General features: G+C 68.2%; 18 protein-coding genes and 2 pseudogenes. 5 read left to right on the top strand and 15 right to left on the bottom strand.

Going from position 1 to position 20700, the window contains the following annotated elements:
• Positions 1-87: 87 nt before the first annotated feature.
• From FGD71_RS00530 to FGD71_RS00515, 4 genes are all read right to left on the bottom strand, one after another.
• Complete coding sequence (locus tag FGD71_RS00530) at positions 88-1650, bottom strand: MFS transporter (protein WP_119098349.1); 1563 nt, start codon at positions 1648-1650, stop codon at positions 88-90.
• 322 nt (positions 1651-1972) lie between these two features.
• A complete protein-coding gene (locus FGD71_RS00525) occupies positions 1973-2683 on the bottom strand; it encodes a TetR family transcriptional regulator (protein ID WP_119098348.1) in 711 nt (236 codons plus the stop codon).
• A gap of 189 nt (positions 2684-2872) precedes the next feature.
• Positions 2873-4132 carry a cytochrome P450 family protein gene (locus FGD71_RS00520; protein ID WP_119098347.1) on the bottom strand — a complete coding sequence of 420 codons (1260 nt, stop codon included), beginning with the start codon at positions 4130-4132 and terminating at the stop codon, positions 2873-2875.
• A gap of 114 nt (positions 4133-4246) precedes the next feature.
• Positions 4247-4999: a ScbR family autoregulator-binding transcription factor gene (locus FGD71_RS00515; RefSeq protein ID WP_119098346.1), complete on the bottom strand. Its 753-nt coding sequence runs from the start codon at positions 4997-4999 to the stop codon at positions 4247-4249.
• A gap of 453 nt (positions 5000-5452) precedes the next feature.
• On the opposite strand from FGD71_RS00515, the gene FGD71_RS00510 reads away from it, so the two are divergent.
• From FGD71_RS00510 to FGD71_RS00500, 3 genes and pseudogenes are all read left to right on the top strand, one after another.
• Positions 5453-7351, top strand: coding sequence for an acyl-CoA dehydrogenase family protein (locus tag FGD71_RS00510; protein WP_119098345.1), 1899 nt, complete (start codon positions 5453-5455; stop codon positions 7349-7351).
• Positions 7352-7794: 443 nt separating this feature from the next.
• Positions 7795-8550 (top strand): TetR/AcrR family transcriptional regulator, encoded by a 756-nt coding sequence (locus tag FGD71_RS00505; protein ID WP_119098343.1) that lies wholly within the window; start codon positions 7795-7797, stop codon positions 8548-8550.
• A 138-nt stretch (positions 8551-8688) separates the two neighbouring features.
• Positions 8689-8793: pseudogene (locus FGD71_RS00500) on the top strand (NADP-dependent oxidoreductase); the annotation flags it as partial.
• 117 nt (positions 8794-8910) lie between these two features.
• Here FGD71_RS00500 and FGD71_RS00495 read toward each other — a convergent pair.
• The 7 genes from FGD71_RS00495 to FGD71_RS00465 form a co-directional block, all read right to left on the bottom strand.
• Complete coding sequence (locus FGD71_RS00495; RefSeq protein WP_240436315.1) at positions 8911-9885, bottom strand: alpha/beta fold hydrolase; 975 nt, start codon at positions 9883-9885, stop codon at positions 8911-8913.
• 180 nt (positions 9886-10065) lie between these two features.
• Positions 10066-10668 carry a TetR/AcrR family transcriptional regulator gene (locus FGD71_RS00490; RefSeq protein WP_119098342.1) on the bottom strand — a complete coding sequence of 201 codons (603 nt, stop codon included), beginning with the start codon at positions 10666-10668 and terminating at the stop codon, positions 10066-10068.
• A 38-nt stretch (positions 10669-10706) separates the two neighbouring features.
• Positions 10707-11792: an SMP-30/gluconolactonase/LRE family protein gene (locus tag FGD71_RS00485; protein ID WP_240436314.1), complete on the bottom strand. Its 1086-nt coding sequence runs from the start codon at positions 11790-11792 to the stop codon at positions 10707-10709.
• Between the two features lie 117 nt (positions 11793-11909).
• Positions 11910-12725, bottom strand: a complete 816-nt coding sequence (locus FGD71_RS00480; protein ID WP_119098341.1) for an oxidoreductase — start codon at positions 12723-12725, stop codon at positions 11910-11912.
• Positions 12726-13147: 422 nt separating this feature from the next.
• Entirely contained in the window at positions 13148-13480 is a 333-nt protein-coding gene (locus tag FGD71_RS00475) for an alpha/beta hydrolase (RefSeq protein WP_240436313.1), read from the bottom strand.
• A gap of 227 nt (positions 13481-13707) precedes the next feature.
• Positions 13708-14298 carry a TetR/AcrR family transcriptional regulator gene (locus tag FGD71_RS00470; protein WP_119098339.1) on the bottom strand — a complete coding sequence of 197 codons (591 nt, stop codon included), beginning with the start codon at positions 14296-14298 and terminating at the stop codon, positions 13708-13710.
• 158 nt (positions 14299-14456) lie between these two features.
• Positions 14457-14957 carry a PaaI family thioesterase gene (locus FGD71_RS00465; RefSeq protein WP_119098338.1) on the bottom strand — a complete coding sequence of 167 codons (501 nt, stop codon included), beginning with the start codon at positions 14955-14957 and terminating at the stop codon, positions 14457-14459.
• A 103-nt stretch (positions 14958-15060) separates the two neighbouring features.
• Here FGD71_RS00465 and FGD71_RS00460 point away from each other — a divergent pair, with 103 nt between their 5' ends.
• The gene (locus FGD71_RS00460) at positions 15061-15528 is read left to right on the top strand and encodes a winged helix-turn-helix transcriptional regulator (protein WP_119098354.1); all 468 of its coding nucleotides are present in this window, start codon (positions 15061-15063) and stop codon (positions 15526-15528) included.
• 41 nt (positions 15529-15569) lie between these two features.
• On the opposite strand, the pseudogene FGD71_RS48235 reads toward FGD71_RS00460, so the two are convergent.
• The 4 genes and pseudogenes from FGD71_RS48235 to FGD71_RS00440 all read right to left on the bottom strand — a co-directional run.
• Positions 15570-15752 (bottom strand): annotated as a pseudogene (locus FGD71_RS48235) (AMP-binding protein); the annotation flags it as partial.
• A 178-nt stretch (positions 15753-15930) separates the two neighbouring features.
• Positions 15931-16848: an alpha/beta hydrolase gene (locus FGD71_RS00450; protein ID WP_119098337.1), complete on the bottom strand. Its 918-nt coding sequence runs from the start codon at positions 16846-16848 to the stop codon at positions 15931-15933.
• A gap of 414 nt (positions 16849-17262) precedes the next feature.
• Positions 17263-18076: alkene reductase (locus FGD71_RS00445; RefSeq protein WP_244951184.1), on the bottom strand; the 814-nt coding region annotated here is incomplete at its 3' end.
• 336 nt (positions 18077-18412) lie between these two features.
• A complete protein-coding gene (locus FGD71_RS00440) occupies positions 18413-19204 on the bottom strand; it encodes an SDR family NAD(P)-dependent oxidoreductase (protein WP_119098336.1) in 792 nt (263 codons plus the stop codon).
• Positions 19205-19899: 695 nt separating this feature from the next.
• Between FGD71_RS00440 and FGD71_RS00435 the strand changes: the two genes are divergently transcribed.
• Entirely contained in the window at positions 19900-20466 is a 567-nt protein-coding gene (locus FGD71_RS00435; protein WP_119098335.1) for a TetR/AcrR family transcriptional regulator, read from the top strand.
• The last annotated feature ends 234 nt before the right edge of the window (positions 20467-20700 follow it).

Below are 20700 nucleotides of genomic sequence, written 5' to 3'. Positions count from 1 at the left end.
GGCGGGTGGGGGAAACGACCGTGGTCGTTTCCCCCACCCGCCCCTCGCCATGTGCCACGGACCGTCCGGCCGACCGCCGGGCCTCCGTCAGTGAGCGGTCTCGACGAGCGAGCGCGTGGAGGTCTCGTTCGTCGGCTCGGTCTCGGTCTCTTTCTTCAGCCCGGTCTCGGTCTGCGGGGTGGCGTCCTTGGGGTCGCGCATGTCGCGCATCAGGAAGAGGGCGAGTACCGCAGCGCCGACCACTCCGGCCGCGCCCGCCATGAAGGTGGCGGACATCGCGCTGGTGAAGGCGTCGTGCGCGGACTCCAGCAGACCGGCGTCCTTGCTGCTGCCGGCCACGGCGAGCGCGTCGCCGATGGAGCGGCGGGCCGCCTCGGGAGCGGCGGCCGGCATGTGGCTGGTGAAGGTGCTGGAGAGGACGGCGCCCAGGACGGCGACGCCGAGGGCCGCGCCGGCCTGCTGGACGGTGTCGTTGAGCGCGGAGCCGACGCCGGCGTGCTCGTCGGGGATCGCGCCCATCATGGCCGACATCGCCGCGGGCATCGCCAGACCGCCGCCCGCACCCATCAGGCACATGGCACCGGCCAGGACGCCCCAGCCGCTGTCGGTGCCGAGGGTGGACAGCAGCCCGAATCCGGAGGCGATGACCAGGAGCCCGAACACCACCATGGCCCGGTTGCCGGTCTTCGGGAGCAGGGCGGCGCCGACGCTGTTGAAGGCCAGCGCGGCGACAGCCAGCGGTGTGAAGGCCAGACCGGTCTCGGTGGCGCTGTAGCCGAGGACGAACTGCAGGTACTGCGTCAGGACCAGCATCAGACCGCCGTTGGCGAGCGTCAGCAGGACCAGCGAGAAGCTGGCGCCGGTGAACACCCGGTTGCGGAAGAGCTGCATCGGGACCATCGGGGACGCGGAGCGCTTCTCCCAGACGACGAACGTCACCAGGCTGAGCACGGTCACCGCCAGCGAGATCTGCGTGCCCAGGTGGTCGAGGCCGTCCTTCGGGAACTCGATGATCGTCCAGATGAGGGCCGTCATACCGACCATCGACAGGACCATCCCGAACGGGTCGGCCTTGCGCCAGGGCCCCTTCGACTCCGGCATCAGGACCAGCGCGGCGACGATGGCGAGGGCGGCGATCGGGATGTTGATCAGGAACACCACGCCCCACCAGAACTCCGCGAGCAGGGCACCACCGAGAACCGGGCCGCCGACCAGGCCGACCATGGCGACCGCGCTCCAGGCGGCGATCGCCTTCGGGCGCTCGTCGTCGTCGAAGACCGTGATGAGGATGGAGAGCGTGCTGGGCATCACCAGTGCGCCGCCGACGCCCATCAGGACGCGCCCCAGAATCAGTTGCTCGGGTGTGGCGGCCTCCATGGCCAGGACCGATGCGGCTCCGAAGAGCGCGAGCCCAATGATCATGACCTTCCGGCGGCCGAACTTGTCGGACAGACTGCCCGCCGTCAGCAGTAAGCCGGCGAAGACCAGCATGTACGAGTCGAGGATCCACTGGAGGTCCTGGGCACTCGCCTTGAGGTCCTCCGCGATCGTCGGGATCGCCACGGTGAGAACCATGTTGTCGATGACCAGCACCAAGGTGCTGAGGCACAACACGATCAGGATGATCCAGCGGCGCGGATGGCGGTCCATCATCAAACCTTTCGGGCAGTACGGGCCGACGGCAGGGGCCGGCGGGGCGGATGGTGCGCGATGACGCGGTGCTGTGGTGGTGCGGTGGTACGGGATGGCGCGGACGCAAGGCGCAGCGCAGATCCCGAGTAGCCGAGGGGTGCCGAGCGCCTCTGACGAACAATGTACGGGAGAGCGAACAGTGTGCGCAACCCAAAACGTTGTGCGGCCTCTGGTGCCGCGAACGCACAAAAAAGGCGTGGACCGAGCCGCCCGCCAGGGGCGCCGGTTCACGCCTTGGAAAAGAACAACAGGTCAGCGAGTCCGAGCCGCAGACGGACCGTCAGCCGGCACCCACCCGCCGCCCCGAAGCGGCCAGTTCCTCAAGCGCCGCCCCCGCGGCGAGCCTCGGCAGCAGCAGCGCCCAGAACCGGGACAGCGTCCCCTGCGACAGCCACTGCGCGTCGCGACTTCCCAGCGCACCGAATCCCACGGTGGCCGCGACCACGGTGTTCGCGGCGTCCTGCGCCGACACGTCCCGCGCAAGCGCCCCTTCCTGATCGGCCTCGGCGAGCACGCCCTCCACCCACTCCTGCCACCACCGCCACAGATCCCCGCCGCCCACCGAGGACTTCAGGGACTCACTCAGACCGAACCCGGCCCGCAGGATCACGTCATGCCCCAGCGCCTGAAGCAACGCGTGTGTCGTATCGACCAACACCCGCAGGGCGCCACCGACCTCCCCCACAGACGAGCCCGCACCCGCGCCTGCGCCCGAACTCGCGCTCGAACGCGAACCCGAGCCGGCACCCGATCCCGAGCCCGCCACCCCGTCGGTCGTGATCTGCCGCAACCGCTGCGCCGCCGCCTCCCACACCGCCGCGCCCAGCGCCGCCTTGCTGGCGAAATGGAAGTGGAGGGCCCCATTACTGACGCCGGCCCGCGCGCTGATCATGGACAGGGACGCCACTTCGAAGCCGTGCTTGCTGAACAGCTCCGCAGCTGACTCGATCAACGCCTTGCGCGTGTGTACCGCACGTTCCTGTTTGGCCATCGGGCGCGCTCCGTTGCTACCTATGGTGGGGGTGCCTGGAGTGCCCCACCGTAACAAACCGCATGTGCGGTTTCTATGTGTGGAGTGCACGAACCCGTGCGCGAACCCTCGAGTGCCCCGGAACGAAAACACGGAACTCCGGAGTCCGTTCAGACTCCGGAGTTCCGTTTCAGTTCGCCGCGCAAACCATCAGCGGGCTCCAGGCTCGCCCTCCGACCGAACGCCACCGCGAAGAACGACGGGCAAGGAGCCGTACCCATTGACGATGAACGACTCCACCGGCTCGACCGAGTCCACCGGCACCGCCGCCGTCACCTCCGGAAAGCGCTCGAACAACGCCGCCAGAGCAACGCCCGCCTCGATCCGCGCCAACGGCGCGCCCAGGCACCGATGCACCCCGTGCCCGAAGCCCAGGTCCTCGCGCCGCCCCGGCCGCAGCAGATCGAAGACGGCGACATCGTCCCCGTAGGCCTCGGGGTCCTGGGACGCGGCCGCGAAGGAGACGAGGATCGGGTCCCCCTTTTGGATCACCACTTCGTCGAGCTCTATGTCGTCGACGGCGAAGCGCATCGGCGAGTACGCCGCCGGACTGTGCGTCCGCAGCGTCTCGTCCACCACGTCCCCCCAGCCCGCCCGCCCGTCGCGGACATGCGCGAGCTGTTCGGGGTGGGCGAGCAGCGCGCCGACGGCGTTGGTGATGAGGGTGCAGGTCGTCTCCTGACCTGCCGCGATCATGAGATACAGGGTGCCGAGGAGCTCCTGTTCGGTGAGCCCGCCCTCGGTGTCCCGGGCCTCGATCAGCGCGGACGTCAGATCGCCGCCCGGGTTCGCCCGCTTCTCGGCGACCAGTTGGGCCAGCAGCCCGAAGACCTCGACCTGGGCGGCGGCCATCTTCGCCGCCGGCACGGCGGTGCCGAACACCAACTCCAGGGCCGCGCAGAGGCGTTCACGCCCCTCCTCCGCGACCCCGAACAGCTCGCAGATGACCCGCATCGGCAGCAGCTTGGCGAACCGGTCCCGCAGATCGATCTCTTCCCCGGCCGGCACGGCGGCGAGTTCGTCCAGCAGCCCGGCGGTGATCTCCTCGACCCGCGGACGCAGTGCCTCACTCCGACGCGCGGTGAACGCCCCCGCGACCAGCCGCCGTAACCGCGCATGACTCTCCCCGTACGCGAAGAGCATGTTCTCGTTCGCCACCCACGGGTACAGCGGCCACTCCTCGCCTATGCGCCCCTCGATGAAGTCCGGCCAGTGCTGCCTCGCGTCCTTGGACACCCGGGAGTCCAGCAGCAGTTGCTTGACGTACTTCTGCCGGACCGCGGCCCAGGCGGTCACTCCACCCGGCAGCTCCACCTCGGCCACCGGCCCGCGCGAGCGCAGCTTCTCGGCCTCTCCCCCGAGATCGCGCCCCTTCACGTCCAGCGCATACGGGCATGAGGTCGTGTCCATCCGTGCACTCCGTTCGGTTGGTCGTTGCGTTTCGCGTGGTCGCGCTGTCGCGCGTGGTCGCACTTACGCACACCGAGGAGAACGTCCCCCGTCGATGATTCAGTCGATGATTCGTCAGTGATTCTGCGGTGATTCAGTCAGCGATGCAGTCAGCGATTCAGTCGGTCTGCTCCGGCCGGTTCTCTCCACCGTGGCCGCGGCTTCCGCGTCGCGCAGTTTCACGGCCTCTTCGTAGACCTGTGTTCCGCGCTGCGGCGAGAAGTCCAGGCGTACGAGCACGCCCGGCACCGCGATGGACGGCATCAGATGCCGGTAGAGGTCGGCCACCCGCTCCGCCAGATCCGCGCGGCCGGTCATGATCCGCGACAGGACCTGTACGCCGGTGAAGGCGCCGACGAACAGCTTCGCCAGCGGGGCCACATCGGCGTGCGGAAGGATTTCCCCCCTCACCTTGGCCTGCTCGAAGAGCGACTCCGTGTGGTCCTGCCAGGCCTGCATCGGGACCCGTCGGTTGAGGTGGTCCCTGGGCGAACCCTGGTCCACCGTGAGACGCACGCCGCCCTGGATGATCGGATCCCCCGTGTCCTGCTTGAGCAGGTACGCGAGCAGCAGCGCCTCGTCCAGTGACTGCTGGAGCTTCAGCTCCCGGTCGGGCACCCGCGGAAGCGAGGTGACCTGTTCCGCCAGGACCGCCTGGGCGAGCTCTTCCTTGGACGTGAAGTGGAAGTACAGGGCGCCCTTGGTCATACCCGACTTCTTCAGGACGTCCGCGATCGTCGCCGCTTCGTATCCGACCTCGTCGAACACCGCGGCCGCCGCGACCAGGATCGCCCGCCGCGTCCGAATGGCTCGCTCTTGCCGCGCCACAAGGAACCTCCGTACCAGCCCGCCCAGCGGGAAAAGAGACCAGGACGTCCGCACCTTACAGCGGGAGACTTCCGCGGCTGAGAATAAACCATCCGCTTGGTTTCTCAAGTGGGCCCGCGAAACCACCATCAACCCAGTCGCTGCCAGCAAAAATAAACAACTTGCCCCAAACGTTCCACCAAAACCACCAAGGGATTCAGAAACGACCTTGAAAAGAAAACCAGTTGGTACGTATCTTCGGTGGCGGTGATTCACATCCGACCGGTTACCCAGACCAAGGGGGGTTCGATGGCAATCGCGCTTACGACCGAAACGTCGGGGACGGACAGATCCAACGAACGAGAGGTCATCACGCCCTCCAGCACCATCGGCACCAAAGGAACCACAAGCACCACAGAAACCATAGAAACCACAGGAACCATCGGCATCACGGGCGCTCCTGACCAGGGCACCATGCCCACGCACACGAGAACCAAATCCACGGCCGACTCCACGGCCACATCTGTGGCCGACTCGGCCGCCGATGAGCTGGCACAACTGCTCTTCGAGGGCGCCGACCGCGAGCGGGTGCACGGGGCATGGCGCCGGCTTCTGTCCGGCAAGGAGTTCACGTACCGCCCCGGCCTGACACCGGACGAGCGGGCGGCACTCTCGTACGACCGACTGCGGCTGCTCAACTCCCGGGCCGGCGACCCGGCGGAGCTCGCGACCGATCCGCACCGCCTCGCCGGTCTGCACGAGTGGACGGGGCCGGTGGACGGAGGGCTGACCACCCTCGCGAGCATCCACTACAACCTGTTCCTCGGCAGCATCCTCGACCACGACGGCGGCCAGTTCCGCGACCTGTCCCGGTTCACCTCGCTCCAGCACACGGGAACGTTTCTGTGCACCGAGCTGGAGCACGGCAACGACGTGGCGTCGATGGAGACCGTCGCCGTCCACGACCGGTCGACCAACGGCTTCTACCTGAACACGCCGAACCCGGGCGCCCAGAAGTTCATGCCCAACACCAGCCTGACCGGCGGCCCCAAGACCGCCGTGGTCGCCGCGCGTCTCATAGTCGACGGGGAGGACCAGGGCACCTTCCTGTTCCTGACCCCGCTCAGCGACGAGAACGGTCATCTCCCGGGAGTCCGGGTCCGGCAGCTGCCCCAGCGCACCGGTACCCCGGTCGACCACTCCCTCACGGCGTTCGACCACGTCTGGCTGCCGCGCGAGGCGCTGCTGGAGGCGGAACACGGACGCCTGAGCACGGACGGGACGCTGACCAGCAATCTCGGCAACAAGCGCAAACGACTGCTCCGTTCCATCAACCGCGTCACGATGGGCAAGCTCTGCATGAGCGCCGGCACCCTGGGCATGTCGCGAGCCGCGCTGGCCATCGCGGTGCGCTACGCCCACAGCCGCATTCTGGCCGGACCGAAGGCCGGCGAGCGCATCCCGCTGGCCGCCCACCGCAGCCACCACAGCCGCTTACTGCACGCGTTGGCGACGGGGTACGCGATGACGTTTCTGCACCGTTCGATGGTCAACCGATTCGCCCTGCACACGGAGGAGGACCGGGCGGAGGTCGAGCGTGACGTGGCCGTCGCCAAGGGCTGGATCACCTGGCAGGCCCGCTCGATCACCACCGAGTGCCGGGAGCGGTGCGGGGCGCAGGGGCTGTTCCCGGCGAACGGCCTGGCCGATCTGCCGCTGAACATCGAGGGCGGCATCACCGCCGAGGGCGACAACCTGGTGATCTGGGTGAAGGCAGCCTCCGAGATGGTCTTCGGCCACCAGGTGGCTCGTACGGGCCATGTCGACCCCGCGTCCGGCCGGGACGACGGGGACGACCGGGACCTCACCGACCTGGCCTTCCTTCGCGACCTGCTCGCCGAGGTCGAACACATATGGCAGGGCCGGGCGCGCACCGCACTGCGCGAGGGCCCGTCGGGCGACCCGGTCGGCCGCTGGAACGTGACGTCGGCCGCCGCCCTCGAGATGGTCTCCGCGCACGCCCGCCTGCAGGCGGCGGACGCCTTCCTCGGGGCAGCGACACGGGCCCGGGACCCCAGATCCCGTTTCCTGATGGAGAGCCTGTGCCGGTTGTTCCTCCTCAAGCAACTCGGCGAGCACACGGGGGATCTGCTCGCCGATGGCCATCTGACACCCGATCATGTACGGGCGCTGCCGAAGGCCCTCGACACGGTCATCGGTGATCTCGCCCCGCACATGATGACCCTCGTCGACGCCTTCGACCTGCCGGCCGAGGTCCTGTCGAGCATTCCGATCGCAAGCGGCGGATCGATTGTGCGGACGCTCGGTGAGACGGCGGAACCGCTGACCGACAGGCTCGCCGCGCTCTGCTGACCAGGTGCACGCAGGCGCACTTGATGGACGTACTGCGCTGACGTACTGCATCGACGCACTGCGGCGGCCGGGGTCGGAGCCCTGGTCGCCGCGGTCCATGGGATGTGTGAGGCGTTCCAGTCCCACCTCCTTGGCGGCCCCGACCTGTGGGAGAGAAGGTGGCGGGCGGTGATGGACTCGGTGGCCGCCGCGTCGCCCACGGCGAAGTCCGGGAGCTGGCCCTTCGAGTCCGTCGTCCCCCCGTTGCTGGATGCCTTTCAGGCGCCCTTCGCGTCCCAGGTCACGTTCGCCGCTGCCATGACTCCTCCTCAAAACTGATACGTACGCCGTACCGACAGCGAACACTCGACGTATAAGCGCCCACCGTTCGCAATCTTTCACGGCGTACGCAGAATGCGTATGGTGTGCGCACCATGTGCCGGGCCGCAGAGCAGGAGATCCCCATGCCCACCCGAAAGCAGGCCACCCAGTCGGTGTGGACCCGACCCCAGAGCCGCCGGGAACAGCCCGCCCTGAGCCAGGAGCAGATCGTCAGCGAGGCGGTGCGACTGCTCGACGCGGAGGGCATCGACGCGCTGAGCATGCGCAAGCTCGGCGCCCGCCTGGACGCGGGCGCGACTTCGCTCTACCGGCACGTGGCCAACAAGGACGAGCTGATCGAACTGGTCGTGGACGAGATCTACGGCGAGATCGAGCTACCGGCGGCCGACGACACGGGCACGGACTGGCGTGAGGCGGCCGCGCACTGCGCCCACAGCCTGCGCGCCGCGATCCTGCGCCACCCCTGGATCGCCTCGGCCCTCGGCGAGCTGGGCCTCTCCCACCTCGGCCCGAACATGATGCGCCTCTCGGAGGAGATGCTCACCCTCTTCTCCCGGGCGGGCTTCCCCCTGGACGAGGCGGACCAGGCGGTCCGCACCCTCTTCGCCTACGTCACCGGCATGACGACGAGCGAGGCGGCCTGGCTGACGACGGTCGCCCGCAGCGGCCAGAACGAACAGGACTGGCTCGACCGCCTCTGGCCCGCCGCCGAAGAGGCCGTCCAGGGCCACCCCCACCTCCGCGAGGGCTACGCGGAAGCCCGCGGCAGAGACCCCCACGAGTCCCGCGACAACAACTTCCACTACGGCCTGGACCGAGTCCTGGACGGCCTGGCCACCCGCCTCCCACCAGCACCGACCGGGCTCCGTCCTGCGTGACTCCGCTCCTCCTCGGACCAACCAGAGACACGGTTCCCGACAGAACCCCGCCTTCGATGCCCGCGCTCCAACGAGGTGGACGCGCCGCTGGACGGCCCCGCCATCGGCCGCGTCCTGGCCTCCAACGCCGAGGAGATCAAGGAGGGCGGCACGGTCTTCGTCTCCGGTGCGGCAGGCGCCATCGGCACCCAGGTCGGCCAGATCGCCAAGCTGAAGGGCGCCGGCCGGGTGATCGGCAGCGCTCGTGAAGTGGCCTCTCCGACCTCGACTCATGACCGGCTGACGGGCGTCGACCACCCTGGCCGGAGAAGCCTCCAACGCCCCCCAGCCCACGTGCCGCCCGCCCGTCCCTGACACCCACTACCGCCCAAGGAAGTCGAGGGCCTCCGCCACGAACTGCTCGTGGAACTGGAAGATGCCTCCGTGGCCGGCGTCGGGGTAGACGACCACGTCGGCGTTCGGCAGCCGCCGGGCCAGTTCGAACGAGTTCTTCGTCGGCACCATCCTGTCACTCTCGCCGTTGGCGATGAGCACGGGCTGATGGACGACGGAGAGGTCTTGGGGCTGCGCGAGCCCCCAGCGGTGGATGGCCTTGAGTTGGGCGAAGTAGGACGTGAGGGAGATCGCCTTGTCGCGGTCGTGGGTGCGCTCCTTGAGCCGGGCCAGGAACTGCTTTCCGGCTCGGCGCCCGTTCGCGGTGCGGGTGAAGAAGAGGAACTGCTTCGGGTCCTGGAGGGTGAACAGGGCCCGGACGGTGTCGAGATGGGACAGTCGGGTCACGTTCTTGATGCCCTCGCCGCCCGCGGGGCCGGTGCCGGTGAGGATCAGCTTGCGGACGAGCTGCGGTTCGTCCTGCGCGATCACCTGGGCGATCATGCCGCCCATCGAGAAGCCGTGAATGTCGACATGCTCGAGCCCGAGTCCCCGGATGAAGGTGACGGCATCCCTCGCCATCTCCTCGATGGTCTTCGGCGTCGAGCCGCTGGAAGCGCCGACGCCCCTGTTGTCGAAGGTGATGACCCGGTGCTTGGCGGCGATGCCGTCGACGACCCGGGGATCCCAGTTGTCGAGGACCGCGGCAAGGTGGGTGATGAAGACGACCGGGACGCCAGTCCGGGGACCGAGGTCGCGGTAGGCGAAGGTCACTCCCCCGGCGGTGAGGGTGCGGGTGGGTGCCTTCTTGTACGACGTGACCGCGTCGCCTCGTACTCCTTGTGCGTCGTTCATGGCCGTGCCCTTCTGCATGGGGGTTTCTGGACTGCGGCTGCAGTTGGTTCGGTCGACGGCCGAGGGTCCGTAGGAGTCGGAACCCTGTTCGGTTGAGTCCTTCAGCATCACGCCGACCATTAAATTATGACCGTAATTCTATTCGACCGCAAGAGATGCGCCGCACACGATGACAGCGAGGCCGCGACAGCGAATCGGTTCCGCCGGAAGTCCGCCCCCTCCCCCACGAAGCAGGCCCTCGACGTCACGGCAGCTACAAAGACTGCAGCAACAGGGCCTCCTGACGTCTCAGTCGCGCTGCTCGGCGTCCAGCAGCGCGAGGGCGTTGCGGATGCCCTGTTCGAGGAGTTCGTCGGAGAGCTGCCGGTCGGTCAGGGCACGGGAGAGTTGTAGGGTCCCGGCCATCAGGCCGAGGAGGCTGAGTGACTTCAGACGCGCCGACGGCGGATCGTGGGGTGCCAGGCGTGCGGCGAAGCCGTCGATGAAAACCAGCACGCCGTCGGTGTACGCCTGCCTGGTCACGTCCGCACAGCGCCCGATCTCGTCGAGCAGGGCGGCGTTGGGGCAGCCGTCGCCGGGGTTGTCCCGGTGGTGGGCCGACAGGTACCAGCGCACGATCTGTTCGAGGCCGGCCGGGCCGGGCTCCGCCTGCGCGACGATGTCCGCGTTCAGTGTGTGCAGTTGGTCGGCGATCGCGACGGCGACGAGGCTGTCCTTGGACTCGAAGTGGGCGTAGAAGGCGCCGTTGGTCAGGCCCGCGTCCTTCATGAGCGTCGCGACTCCGGAGCCGTCGATGCCGTCCCGCTTGAGCCGACGGCCGGCCGTCGCGATGATGCGCTGCCTTGTCTCCTTCTTGTGTTCTTTCGCGTACCGCACCGTGCGTTCCTCCATCGCAGCCGGAGCTCGCGCCCCGGCTGCCGCTGGTCAGGTCAGTGTGCCGCGCCCGCAAGGAGAGCAGAGAAGTTGATCCTCCCGGTCTGCAGTTTCGCGTCGTGGGGCTCGGGGACCCCTCCGTCGGTGATGTACAACCGGTCGCCGCGGACCGCGGTCGCGGAGGGCGAGGCGAGACCGTCCGCGCTGGTCAGAACGGCCTTGTAGGTGCCGTTCGGGTAGACCACCACGATCCTGTCCGGACCGTTCTGCGAGGAGGAGCCGTTCTGCGCCGCGAACACCACATCGGACCGGGGGGTCAGGAAGCTGAAATCGTCGATGTTGGGCAGGCCGCCCGCGACCAGGCGCATGGGACCGGCCGCGCCGGTGCCGGTGACCGGTACCCGCAGCAGTGTTCCCTTGTTGAAGTTGCTGACCCACAGAGCGCCGTTGTGGAACCTGAGCCCATTGGCACCGATCGGCAGGGCTTCGGTCGGCACCGGCGCGAGAGCGGTATCGGTCAGCCACGGGGACGCCGATCCGCCCGAGACCGGTACGGACCAGATGGTGCCCTTCAGGCTGTCCGCGATGTAGAGGGTGCGTCCGGCCGCGTCGATGGCCAGCCCATTGGGGCCCGAGTCGGCGGGCAGAGCGGCGATGCGCTGAGGGGTACCGTCCTCACGCAGCGCGTATACGCCGTTCCTGGCCGCGTTGCCCGGGGCCCACACGCTGTAGTAGACGGTGCCGTCATTGCCACGGGTGTTGCCGCTGATCGCCTCACCCACCTGCCCGGTGACGAGCACCGTGCGCTCTCCGGACGGGGAGATACGCATCAGCTGCGGCCCATGGGTGCGCTCGCACACCGCGCAACTGCCGAGCATGGACAGGGTCACTGAGCCGTCGGGGTTGGCGGTGATGTTCTCGGGGATCTCGCCGGCGGCGTAGTCGAACTTCGCCGCGGTCTGTACGTCGGTGACAACGGATCCGCCACGGTACGAGTGTCCCGTCCCTGCGGACGCGGACGGCGCCGACCCCAGGACGGCCGCCGTCGCGGTGACCGCCAGCGCGATGCCGGCGTTCTTCTTCAGAAAACGCCTTGCGCGCGATGCACTGCGCCAGGCCGTTTGCCGGCGATGCTGCTGCATGACTCTCCTTGGCAAATCAACGAGTGACTGATCAATGGACCCTCGGCGACATCAGAGATGTCGCGTATACCGGAGACATTCGGGCGGAACCGGCGCCCTTGAAGCCGGACCGGGATGTCAGGCGGGCAGGCGGTTGTTCTTGCGGATCTGCTTGTCGAACGTTCCGGCGGGGACGAGGCGGCGCGCCGTGGTGACGCGTGAGGCCAGCGGGCCGGCGGTGTAGCGCAGCTTCGGCTTCTTGTCGGTGGCCGCGGTGACGATCGCTTTGGCGACGACGGCGGGGTCGTCGCCATCCTTCATCGCCTCCGCCATCACCTCGTCGAAGACGCGCCGTCGCTCCGCGTAGAGAGGCAGCGGGGTGTCGGGCTGCATGGCGTTGGTGTCGAAGCTGGTCTTGGTATAGGCGGGCTGGACGATCAGGACCCGGACGCCGTGCTCGCGGACCTCGTGGTCCAGCGACTCGGAGTAGCCCTCGATGGCGTGCTTCGACGCGACGTAGAGGGCCATGAAGGGCTGGGGGGCGACCCCGAGTACGGACGAGATGTTGATGACGCGTCCGCCACCCTGGGCGCGCATGTGCGGCAGGACGGCCTTCGTCATACGCATGACACCGAGGACGTTGATGTTCAGGACGCTCTGGGCCTGGGCGACGGAGTTCTCCTCGACGGCGCCCGCCGAGCCGATGCCTGCGTTGTTGACCAGGACGTCGATGCGTCCGAACCGGTCGATCACCTCTGCGACCGCGGCGGTGGCCGAGTCGTCACTGGCCACGTCGAGATCGAGGTACGTCACACCGGCGGGCGGGGTGAGTCCGGAGGTCTTGCGGCCGGTTCCGATCACCTCGAAACCCGCCGCGACGAAGGCGCGGGCCGTCTCCTTGCCGATCCCCGATGAGGCACCTGTCACGAGTGCCACCGGCCGAGTTGTCGCCATCACGAATCTCCCTTGGTTTTGAATTACGTTCGTATGCCTTACGTTCGTACGACCATATGAGGGTCGTCGGCCGATGGCAAGGGGTCACCCCCGGCGATCTGAGAAGAATCCGGGAAACGTGGGGTGCGTACGTACGGGAAAGACCACGAGCGCACGACGAGCAGTTGACCGGGACGGCCGGCCCTCGCATCACCCGAGACGGCAAGCGAACGGTTCGGGATCACCGCGGGTGGCGCAGGGGGCGCCACCGGGTACAGCTGGTGGCACAGTCCCGGCTGTCGCTGTGGACGACAGCAGCTACGCGCTCACCGCGGGAGATGCGTCCGAGCACCCCTTCCCGCCCGATCCCGTTGCCGTCGCCGTGAGGACCAAAGCCCTCTCCGCGATCTGCATGTCGCTCTGCCTTTCACTTTCAGTCGGCCTCACAGTGCGCCCTCCAGCGCCCGCGCCTGCCGACGCCAGAACTCCCGCGAGACCTCGGCCTTGGGAAACACGAAGTCGAAGCCGTGGAAAGCGCCGGGGACGACGTCGAGGTCGCAGGGGACGCCGCTGTCACTCAGCCGACGCGCATACGCGACGTCTTCGTCGTGGAAGAGATCGAGGGTGCCGACGCCGATCCAGGCAGGAGGAAGTCCGGTGAGATCCTCTGTCGCCGACCCGCCCGGATTGAATCGTCCGGTTCGACTGTGGTCCGGAGCGGCCAGTCCGCGAGGAAGTCGGCCACGCCCTTCGCGAAGATACCGCTGGTTGATCACCTGGAAAAGGACGGAGGCGCCGCCCTCGGCAGCGGGAGGCAGCGAGCTCGTAGGTGATCAAGATCCTGGGTCCGGCGAAGAACCGCATGCGGGTCTTCCAGCGTCCAGCAGCTTTAGCGGCGCAGGAGGTGATCCCCGGTGGCGTCGGCTGCGCCCAGCTGGAGAGAACCTGCCGGCTTCGGACCGCTCCCCGAGAGCCACGGCCTGGGGGCCAGGGATGTGGTGCGTCAGACGCGCTGCCCGGCATCCAGCAGGGTGAGAGCGTTGTTGATCCCCTGATCGAGGAGCTCATTGGCGAGTTGACTGTCGGTCAAGGCGCGGGAAAGCTGCAGTGTCCCGGCCATCAGGCCGATGAGGCTGAGCGCCTTCACACGTGCGGAGGACGGGGCCTCGGGTGCCATGCGGGCGGCAATGCCGTCGATGAGGACCAGCACGCCGTCGGTGTACGCCTGCCTGGTCGTGTCGGTGCAGCGCCCGATCTCGTCGAGGAGAGCGGCGTTGGGGCAGCCGTCGCCAGGGCTGTCGCGGTGCTGGGGCGACAGGTACCCCCGCACAATCTGCTCGAGTCCGGCACGGCCAGGAGCAGCCCGCGCGACGACGCTCTCGGCCTGCACCTTCAACTGGTCGGCGATGGTCGTGGTGACGAGGTCATCTTTGGATTTGAAGTGGGCGTAGAAGGCCCCATTGGTCAGCCCCGCGTCCTTCATGAGCGTCGAGACCCCGGAGCCGTCGATACCGTCTTGCTTGAGCCGGCGGCCCGCCGTCTCGATGATCCGCCGCCTCGTCTCCGACTTGTGCTCTTTTCCGTACCGCACCACAGCACACGCTCCTTCGCCGACCGGAAGGACCGGTTGCCCTTCACCGACTTCGCCAGTCTATGATATTGCGAACGTAATCCAAAGAGTCGACAGCAGCGGCGGCGCGGCCGGCTACACCGTCCACGCCGCCCGAGCAGAGCACCCGACGCCCGGCGGAGTCACACCCGAGGGGCGGGTACCGGGAAGAGCATGCAGCTGCTGGTGGCGTGGGCGAGCAGCCGGTCCGTCGCGTCGACCAACTGGGCCTGAGCGAGGGCGGTTTGGCGTCCCCTGTTGACGACCGTACCGATGGCGCGGACCTTGCCGGTGTCCACGGTGATCCGCCGGAGGAACTTCACGGTCAGGTCGAGCGAGGTATACGCCATGCCTTGCGGGAGGGTGGACTGGACGGCGCAACCCGCCGCCGAGTCGAGCAGGGTGGCGAAGATGCCGCCGTGGACGCTGCCGATCGGGTTGTAGTGCTCCTCGCCCGGTGCCAGCGAGAAGACCGCCCTGCCGGGCTCCACCTCGTCCAGGGCGAAGTCGACGGTGCAGCTGATCGGCGCCCTCGGCAGCCGCCCCGCACACACCTCGCGCAGGAAGTCGATACCGGCCATGCGCCCGGCGGCCTCCGCCGAGATCGCGGGATCGTCCCAGTGATACGTACGCGTTCGCCCCACGGTCCAGCGCCTTTCGCTCTGACTGTCAGCTGACTTTTTCAAGTGAAGCTAGACTTTGTCCACCTGACTGTCAATGGCGAAGCCAGACCCTTACTATGGCGGCATGGAGTGGCTTGAGGCGAGCACGGAGAACTGCCCCGTCCAGCGCACGCTCGACGTGGTCGGAGAGAAATGGACGCTGCTGATCCTGCGTGACGCCGTCAACGGAGTCCGCCGCTTCGACGACTTCCACCGCCACATCGGCCTGTCGGAGGCCGTCCTCAGCGACCGCCTGCGCAAGCTGACCGCGGCCGGCATCCTGAAGACCGTCCCGTACCAGGAGCCGGGCAGCCGCCCCCGCAACGAGTACCGCCTGACCCGCAAGGGCTGGGACCTGTGGCCCGTCCTGATGGCACTGAGCCAGTGGGGCGAGACGTACGCCCTCGGCCCCGAGGGCCCCGTGCTGGACATCCGCCACACCGACTGCGAGGCCCCGGTCCGCGTCGTCGTCGAGTGCTCCGCGGAACACTCCACCCTCACTCCCCGTGAAGTCACCGCCCGGCTGGGAACAGGCGCCCGCCTCCGGTCGTGAGCCATCACGATCGTGCCGCCGAAGGCGAGAGCGCCGTTCTGGATCACGGTCTGGCCGAAGGAATGGAACAGCGGCAACGCGCACAGGTAGCACAGGTAGGTGTCGGAGCGCTCGGAGTCGGCGGCGAACAGGATGCGGCTGACGAGCGCGTTGTCGTACATGTTGCGGTGACGCAGTTCCGCGCCCTTGGGCCGGCCGGTCGTGCCGGAGGTGTGGAGGACCACCGCGGTGTCCTCCTCGTCGCGCTCGACCGCCTGGAACGTCCGACCGTCGTCTGCCGGACCGGGACAAGGTCGTGGGCGTCGCGGACCCGCGCGCCACCGCAGGCCATGTCGGCGTCCGTTCACCGTCCCGATCCGGCAGGCGCGCGGATCTTGCAACTGCCGCGCCCGGACCGCTCGGTCAGATCTTCGTCTTCTCCCGGACCCACGCGCCGATCTGTGCGATGGCGGCGTCGACCTCCGGAACCCGGCCGGCACCGTAGACGTACGAGTGCTGGCCTCCCGGGACCACAACGGTCGCCGTGTCGATTCCGGCGTCCTTGACGCGAGCGGCGAACTCCTCGTCCTCGCCGGCCAGGACCTCGTACGTTCCCCAGGAGACGAGGGTCGGGGGCAGGCCGCTCAGGTCCGCCCGGTTCAGATTGATCCGGGTGTCCGTGAACTCGATGCCCGTGCCGCCGATCCAGGCATCCCGGAAGAACTGCAGCAGTTCCTTGCTGAGTATCTTGTCCGTCTCGGCCTTGGTCGCCATGGTCTCGTTGGCGATCTCGAGGTCGCACCAGGGGGAAATCGACACGATGGCGCCGGGCAGCGGCTGCTTCTTGTCGCGGAGGCGAAGCGCCAGGGCGACAGCGATGAACCCGCCGATCGAGTGGCCGATCGTGATGATGTTTCCCGGCTCATACCCTTCGGAGAGCAGCCAGTTGAAGGCCGCCTCCGCGTCGTCCACCTGAGCCGGGTACTTGTGTTCCGGTGCTCGCCGGAAGTCCAGGACCAGTACGGGTGCCCCTGCGGCCTTGGCGATATGGCCGGCGAGCTTTCGGTCGACGAACGCCGACGACAGAACGGATCCCCCGGCGTGACCGTGCAGGAGGACGTAGTCGGTGTTGGCGTCGACGGGTTCGCACCAGATTCCCAGAACACCACCCGCGTCCACCTCCCGATAGGTGACGCCTTCCGGCTCCCGGGCCTTGAGATGGACGCCCTCCGACACGATGCGCATCGCATCCAACTCGGACTCGGGAATCGCCAGTCCGGCCATGAAGTCAGCGAATTCGATCGCTTCCGGGCTCAGTTCAACTGCAGCGTGATCAGACATGTGGCACCTCCATGGGGCCATTTGGGCATACCTTGCCGCCAGGACCGGTATCGCCGGGGTTTGTTAGGCGGTGTGGGTGGGGTTTGTCAGGCGGTATGGGTGGGGTAGTCGGTGTAGCCGGCCTCGCCGCCGCCGTAGAAGGTGGCGGGGTCGGGGGTGTTGAGGGGTGCGTTGGCGCGTACGCGCTCGACGAGGTCGGGGTTGGCGAGGGCCATGGTGCCGACGGTGACGACGTCGGCCAGGCCGTCTTCGATGTCCTTGGCGCGGGTGGCGATGTCGGTGCCGGCCCGGTTGAGAACCAAGGTGTTCGGCCACAGCTTGCGGAGGGTGTGCAGGAGTTCGTCGTCGCCGCCGTGGCCGATGTGCAGGTAGGCGAGGTCGAGCGGGGCGAGGGCGCGCACGAGTGCCGGGTGNGGAGTTCGTCGTCGCCGCCGTGGCCGATGTGCAGGTAGGCGAGGTCGAGCGGGGCGAGGGCGCGCACGAGTGCCGGGTGCAGCTCGTGGGTGTCGCTCTCCGCGATGTCGTTGAACGGGTTGCCGGGAGAGATCCGGAAGCCGGTGCGGCCGGCGCCGATCTCGTCCGCCACGGCGGTGGCGACCTCGACGGCGAAGCGGATGCGGTTGTCGAGGGAGCCGCCGTAGCGGTCGGTGCGCTGGTTGGTGTTGTCGGCGAGGAACTGGTGCACGAGGTAGCCGTTGGCGCCGTGGATCTCGACGCCGTCGGCGCCGGCCGCGACGGCGGCCGCGGCGGCGCGGCGGAAATCGTCGACCGTCGCGGCGACCTCCTCGGTGGACAGCTCACGCGGTACAGGCATCTCCTGAGGGCCGGACGGGGTGAACATGGTGCCCGCCGGCTGGACCGGGGAAGGGGCGACCGGCTGCCGGTGGTGGGGGGTGTTGTCGGGGTGGGACATCCGTCCGACGTGCATGAGCTGAATGACGATGCGACCGTCCACGCCGTGCACGGCGTCGGTGACCTTGCGCCAGCCGGCGATGTGCTCCTCGGAGTAGATGCCGGGGGTGAGCAGGTAGCCCTGGCCGTCGGCGTTGGGCTGGGTGCCCTCGGTGATGATGAGGGCGTGCGAGGCGCGCTGGGCGTAGTACTCGGCGTTCAGCTCGGTGGGTATGCCTTCCGGGGTGGACCGGTCCCGTGTCATGGGGGCCATCGCCAGCCGGTGCGGCAGGGAGATCTCCCCGGCGACAATCGGGTTCCACAGGGCGTTCAACATGGATGTTTCCTCAAATAAGGGTGGGAGAGAGCTGCGGGGTGGCGGGCTGCCTGCCCCGCGGGGAGCGCGTTGGTGGTGACCGGCGGGATGGGCCCGGTGACCTTCCACCGTGGAAGGCCGACTGCGTGGAGGGGCAGTCGACGGTGCGGACGGGCTTGCAGCCGCGCACACGACCGCCGCCCATGCATGCGGTGCTGGGCCCCGGCTGTTTGTACGGGCGGGGGGAAGGAGGCCGAGTGCGTCGGTCTTCCCCCACGCCACAGGACGCATCGGTCGTGTGCGGCAGCGGCCGTGCCGTTGTCACAAGGGACTGCCGCACTGGAATCGGAGCGGCGGTCAGCCGCGGTAGCGATCGGCCGGGACCCGCTGCGACAGGTTCGGGACGAGCGTCTGACGCGCCTTCTCGAACGACTCCCAGTCGCTGATCTGAGGCAGTGACGGGATGGTGACGGGCTCCCCGGCGTCGAGCCCGGCGAGCGCCGCGTCGACGGCGTCGTCCGCGCTCATGATCGTCTCGTCGGGAAATGCCGCGAGGTCGACGCCGGAGCGGTCCCAGAGCTCCGTGCGGACAGCACCCGGCAGCACGGCCTGCACCGTGACGGGGCTCTCGGCGAGTTCCTGCTGCAGGACCTGGGTGAACATCAGCACGTAGCTCTTGGTACCGCTGTAGACGGCGCTGCCGGGCATGATGTTGAGGGCCAGGGCAGAGGAGATGTTCACCACGGTGCCGTGCCCGCGGGCCGTCAGGCCCGGCAGGACCGCGGTGGTCAGCCTGGTCAGCGCTGTCACGTTGAGGTTGATCAGTGCCTCGGAGGCCGCCGCGTCGGAGGTGGCCAGCGGCGTGAACATCCCCCCGCCGGCGTTGTTGATCAGTACCTCGATGCTCTCGTCGGTCCGCAGACGCTCCTCGACCACGGAGATCTGCGCCGCATCGGTGAGGTCGGCGGTGACGACGTCCACTGCACGGCCCGTGCGGCTGCGGATGTCCGACGCCAGCGTTTCCAGCCGCGCAGTGTTCCGGGCCACCAGGATCAGGTCGTAGCCCCGGTCGGCAAGCCGCTGCGCGTAGGCGGTCCCCAGGCCGGCGGACGCACCAGTGACGACGGCGCTCTTGTTCTGCGTGGTCATGTGGTGGGTCTCATTTCTGGTCTGGCGAATGAATAGGGGCCAAAGCGTCGGCCCCGATTTAGATTACGATAGATATCTAAAGCCGTCCAGTCAACGGTCCCCCGACGCCGCCGGTCCCGCCCGTGGCCGGAGACTGCTCGACGTGCACGCGGCGGGGCTACAGGGCCGGCAGCCGATCAGGTTCGGATGGGGACCCCTGGGGCGCACGGTCGCCGTGGACGGTTCGCGTACTGCCCTCACGACGAGCGCGCGGGCACGGCGAACGACGCCCCTGCGGAGGCCTGCACGGTGCACACGCGCCGAGCACAACGCGAGCCGCCTCCAACCCGGCGCCGGATCACCCCCGGCCGCTCGGGGCGAGCAGCGCGGTCTCCGGCTCGGCAGCCTCGGCTTGCCGCGTAAAGGCTCAGGCGCCCAGACATAGGACCCACTCGTCGCCAACGGGGTTGAACAGGCCCCTCAGCCGCTATGCATGCGCTCCACGAGATTTCGCATCGGCGTCTTCCCTCAACCAACCGCACCCCGGCACGGATGCATCGCACGGTCGGAAGCCGCTTCCGGTTCGACCACGGGCCCACGAGCTCCTCGCCTTGCGACAGCGCGAAAGAGCCGTACGGAAAGAGGGCGCTGCGACCGGCCGCCGACACTTCGCATATGATAGATGCGATTTACTATCTAACGTGGGCAGGTGACTGATGAGTCGCGTTTCGCAAGCACAAGCGCTCGAGAACCGCAGGCGGGCGGTCGCCGCGGCCTCCCAGCTCTTCCGGGAGCGCGGCGTGAACGGCATCAGCGTCGCCGATCTGATGAAGTCCATCGGGCTGACCACGGGCGGCTTCTACAAGCAGTTCCCCTCCAAGGAGGCCCTGGTGGCCGAGGCGGCTCAAGCCGCTTTCGGGGACCTTGACCTACTCCTGGCTTCGTTCGATACGGCCCACGGCGATCACGAAACCGCGCGCGGCGCCCTCGTCGACTTCTACCTGTCGGCCGAGCACCGTGACCAGCCCGGCACCGGTTGCCCCACCGCGGGATTCGCTGGGGACATGGCGCGCGAGTCCACAGCTGGGGAGGTGCGCGAAACGTACGCAGCCGGGGTCGAGGAATTCGCCGCGTGGATGTCTACCGACGCCAACGACGGCCTTCCCATGGTGGCCACTCTGGTCGGCGCGATCCTGCTTGCCCGGGCCACGGCGGGCACAGACCTGTCGGAGAAGATCCTGGAGTCGACCCACACGGCCCTGACTGCACCACACGGGCCCTGACTGCACCACACGGGCCCTGACCCGGAATCCTGGACACGGGCTATGCGGCTGGGGCCCAACACCACGTGGTCAAGCGGTTGTTGGGCCCGTCAAGGGGACGAGTTCCCGCGCGTCGACCAGGACGTACTTCCCGTAACCGATCTTGCGGAGGAGTCCGTCGGCAGCCCATTGGCCCATCTGTCGAAGCTGTGAGCGCTGCGGACGCGCCGGACGTTTGCGACCTCTCGACCTGAC

Origin of the sequence: Streptomyces sporangiiformans (genome assembly GCF_005768555.2) — a bacterium.
In the GTDB taxonomy this organism is placed as follows: Bacteria; Actinomycetota; Actinomycetes; order Streptomycetales; family Streptomycetaceae; genus Streptomyces; species Streptomyces sporangiiformans.
Note: the sequence above shows the minus strand (reverse complement) of the source record. Positions and strands in the feature narration are given on the sequence as shown.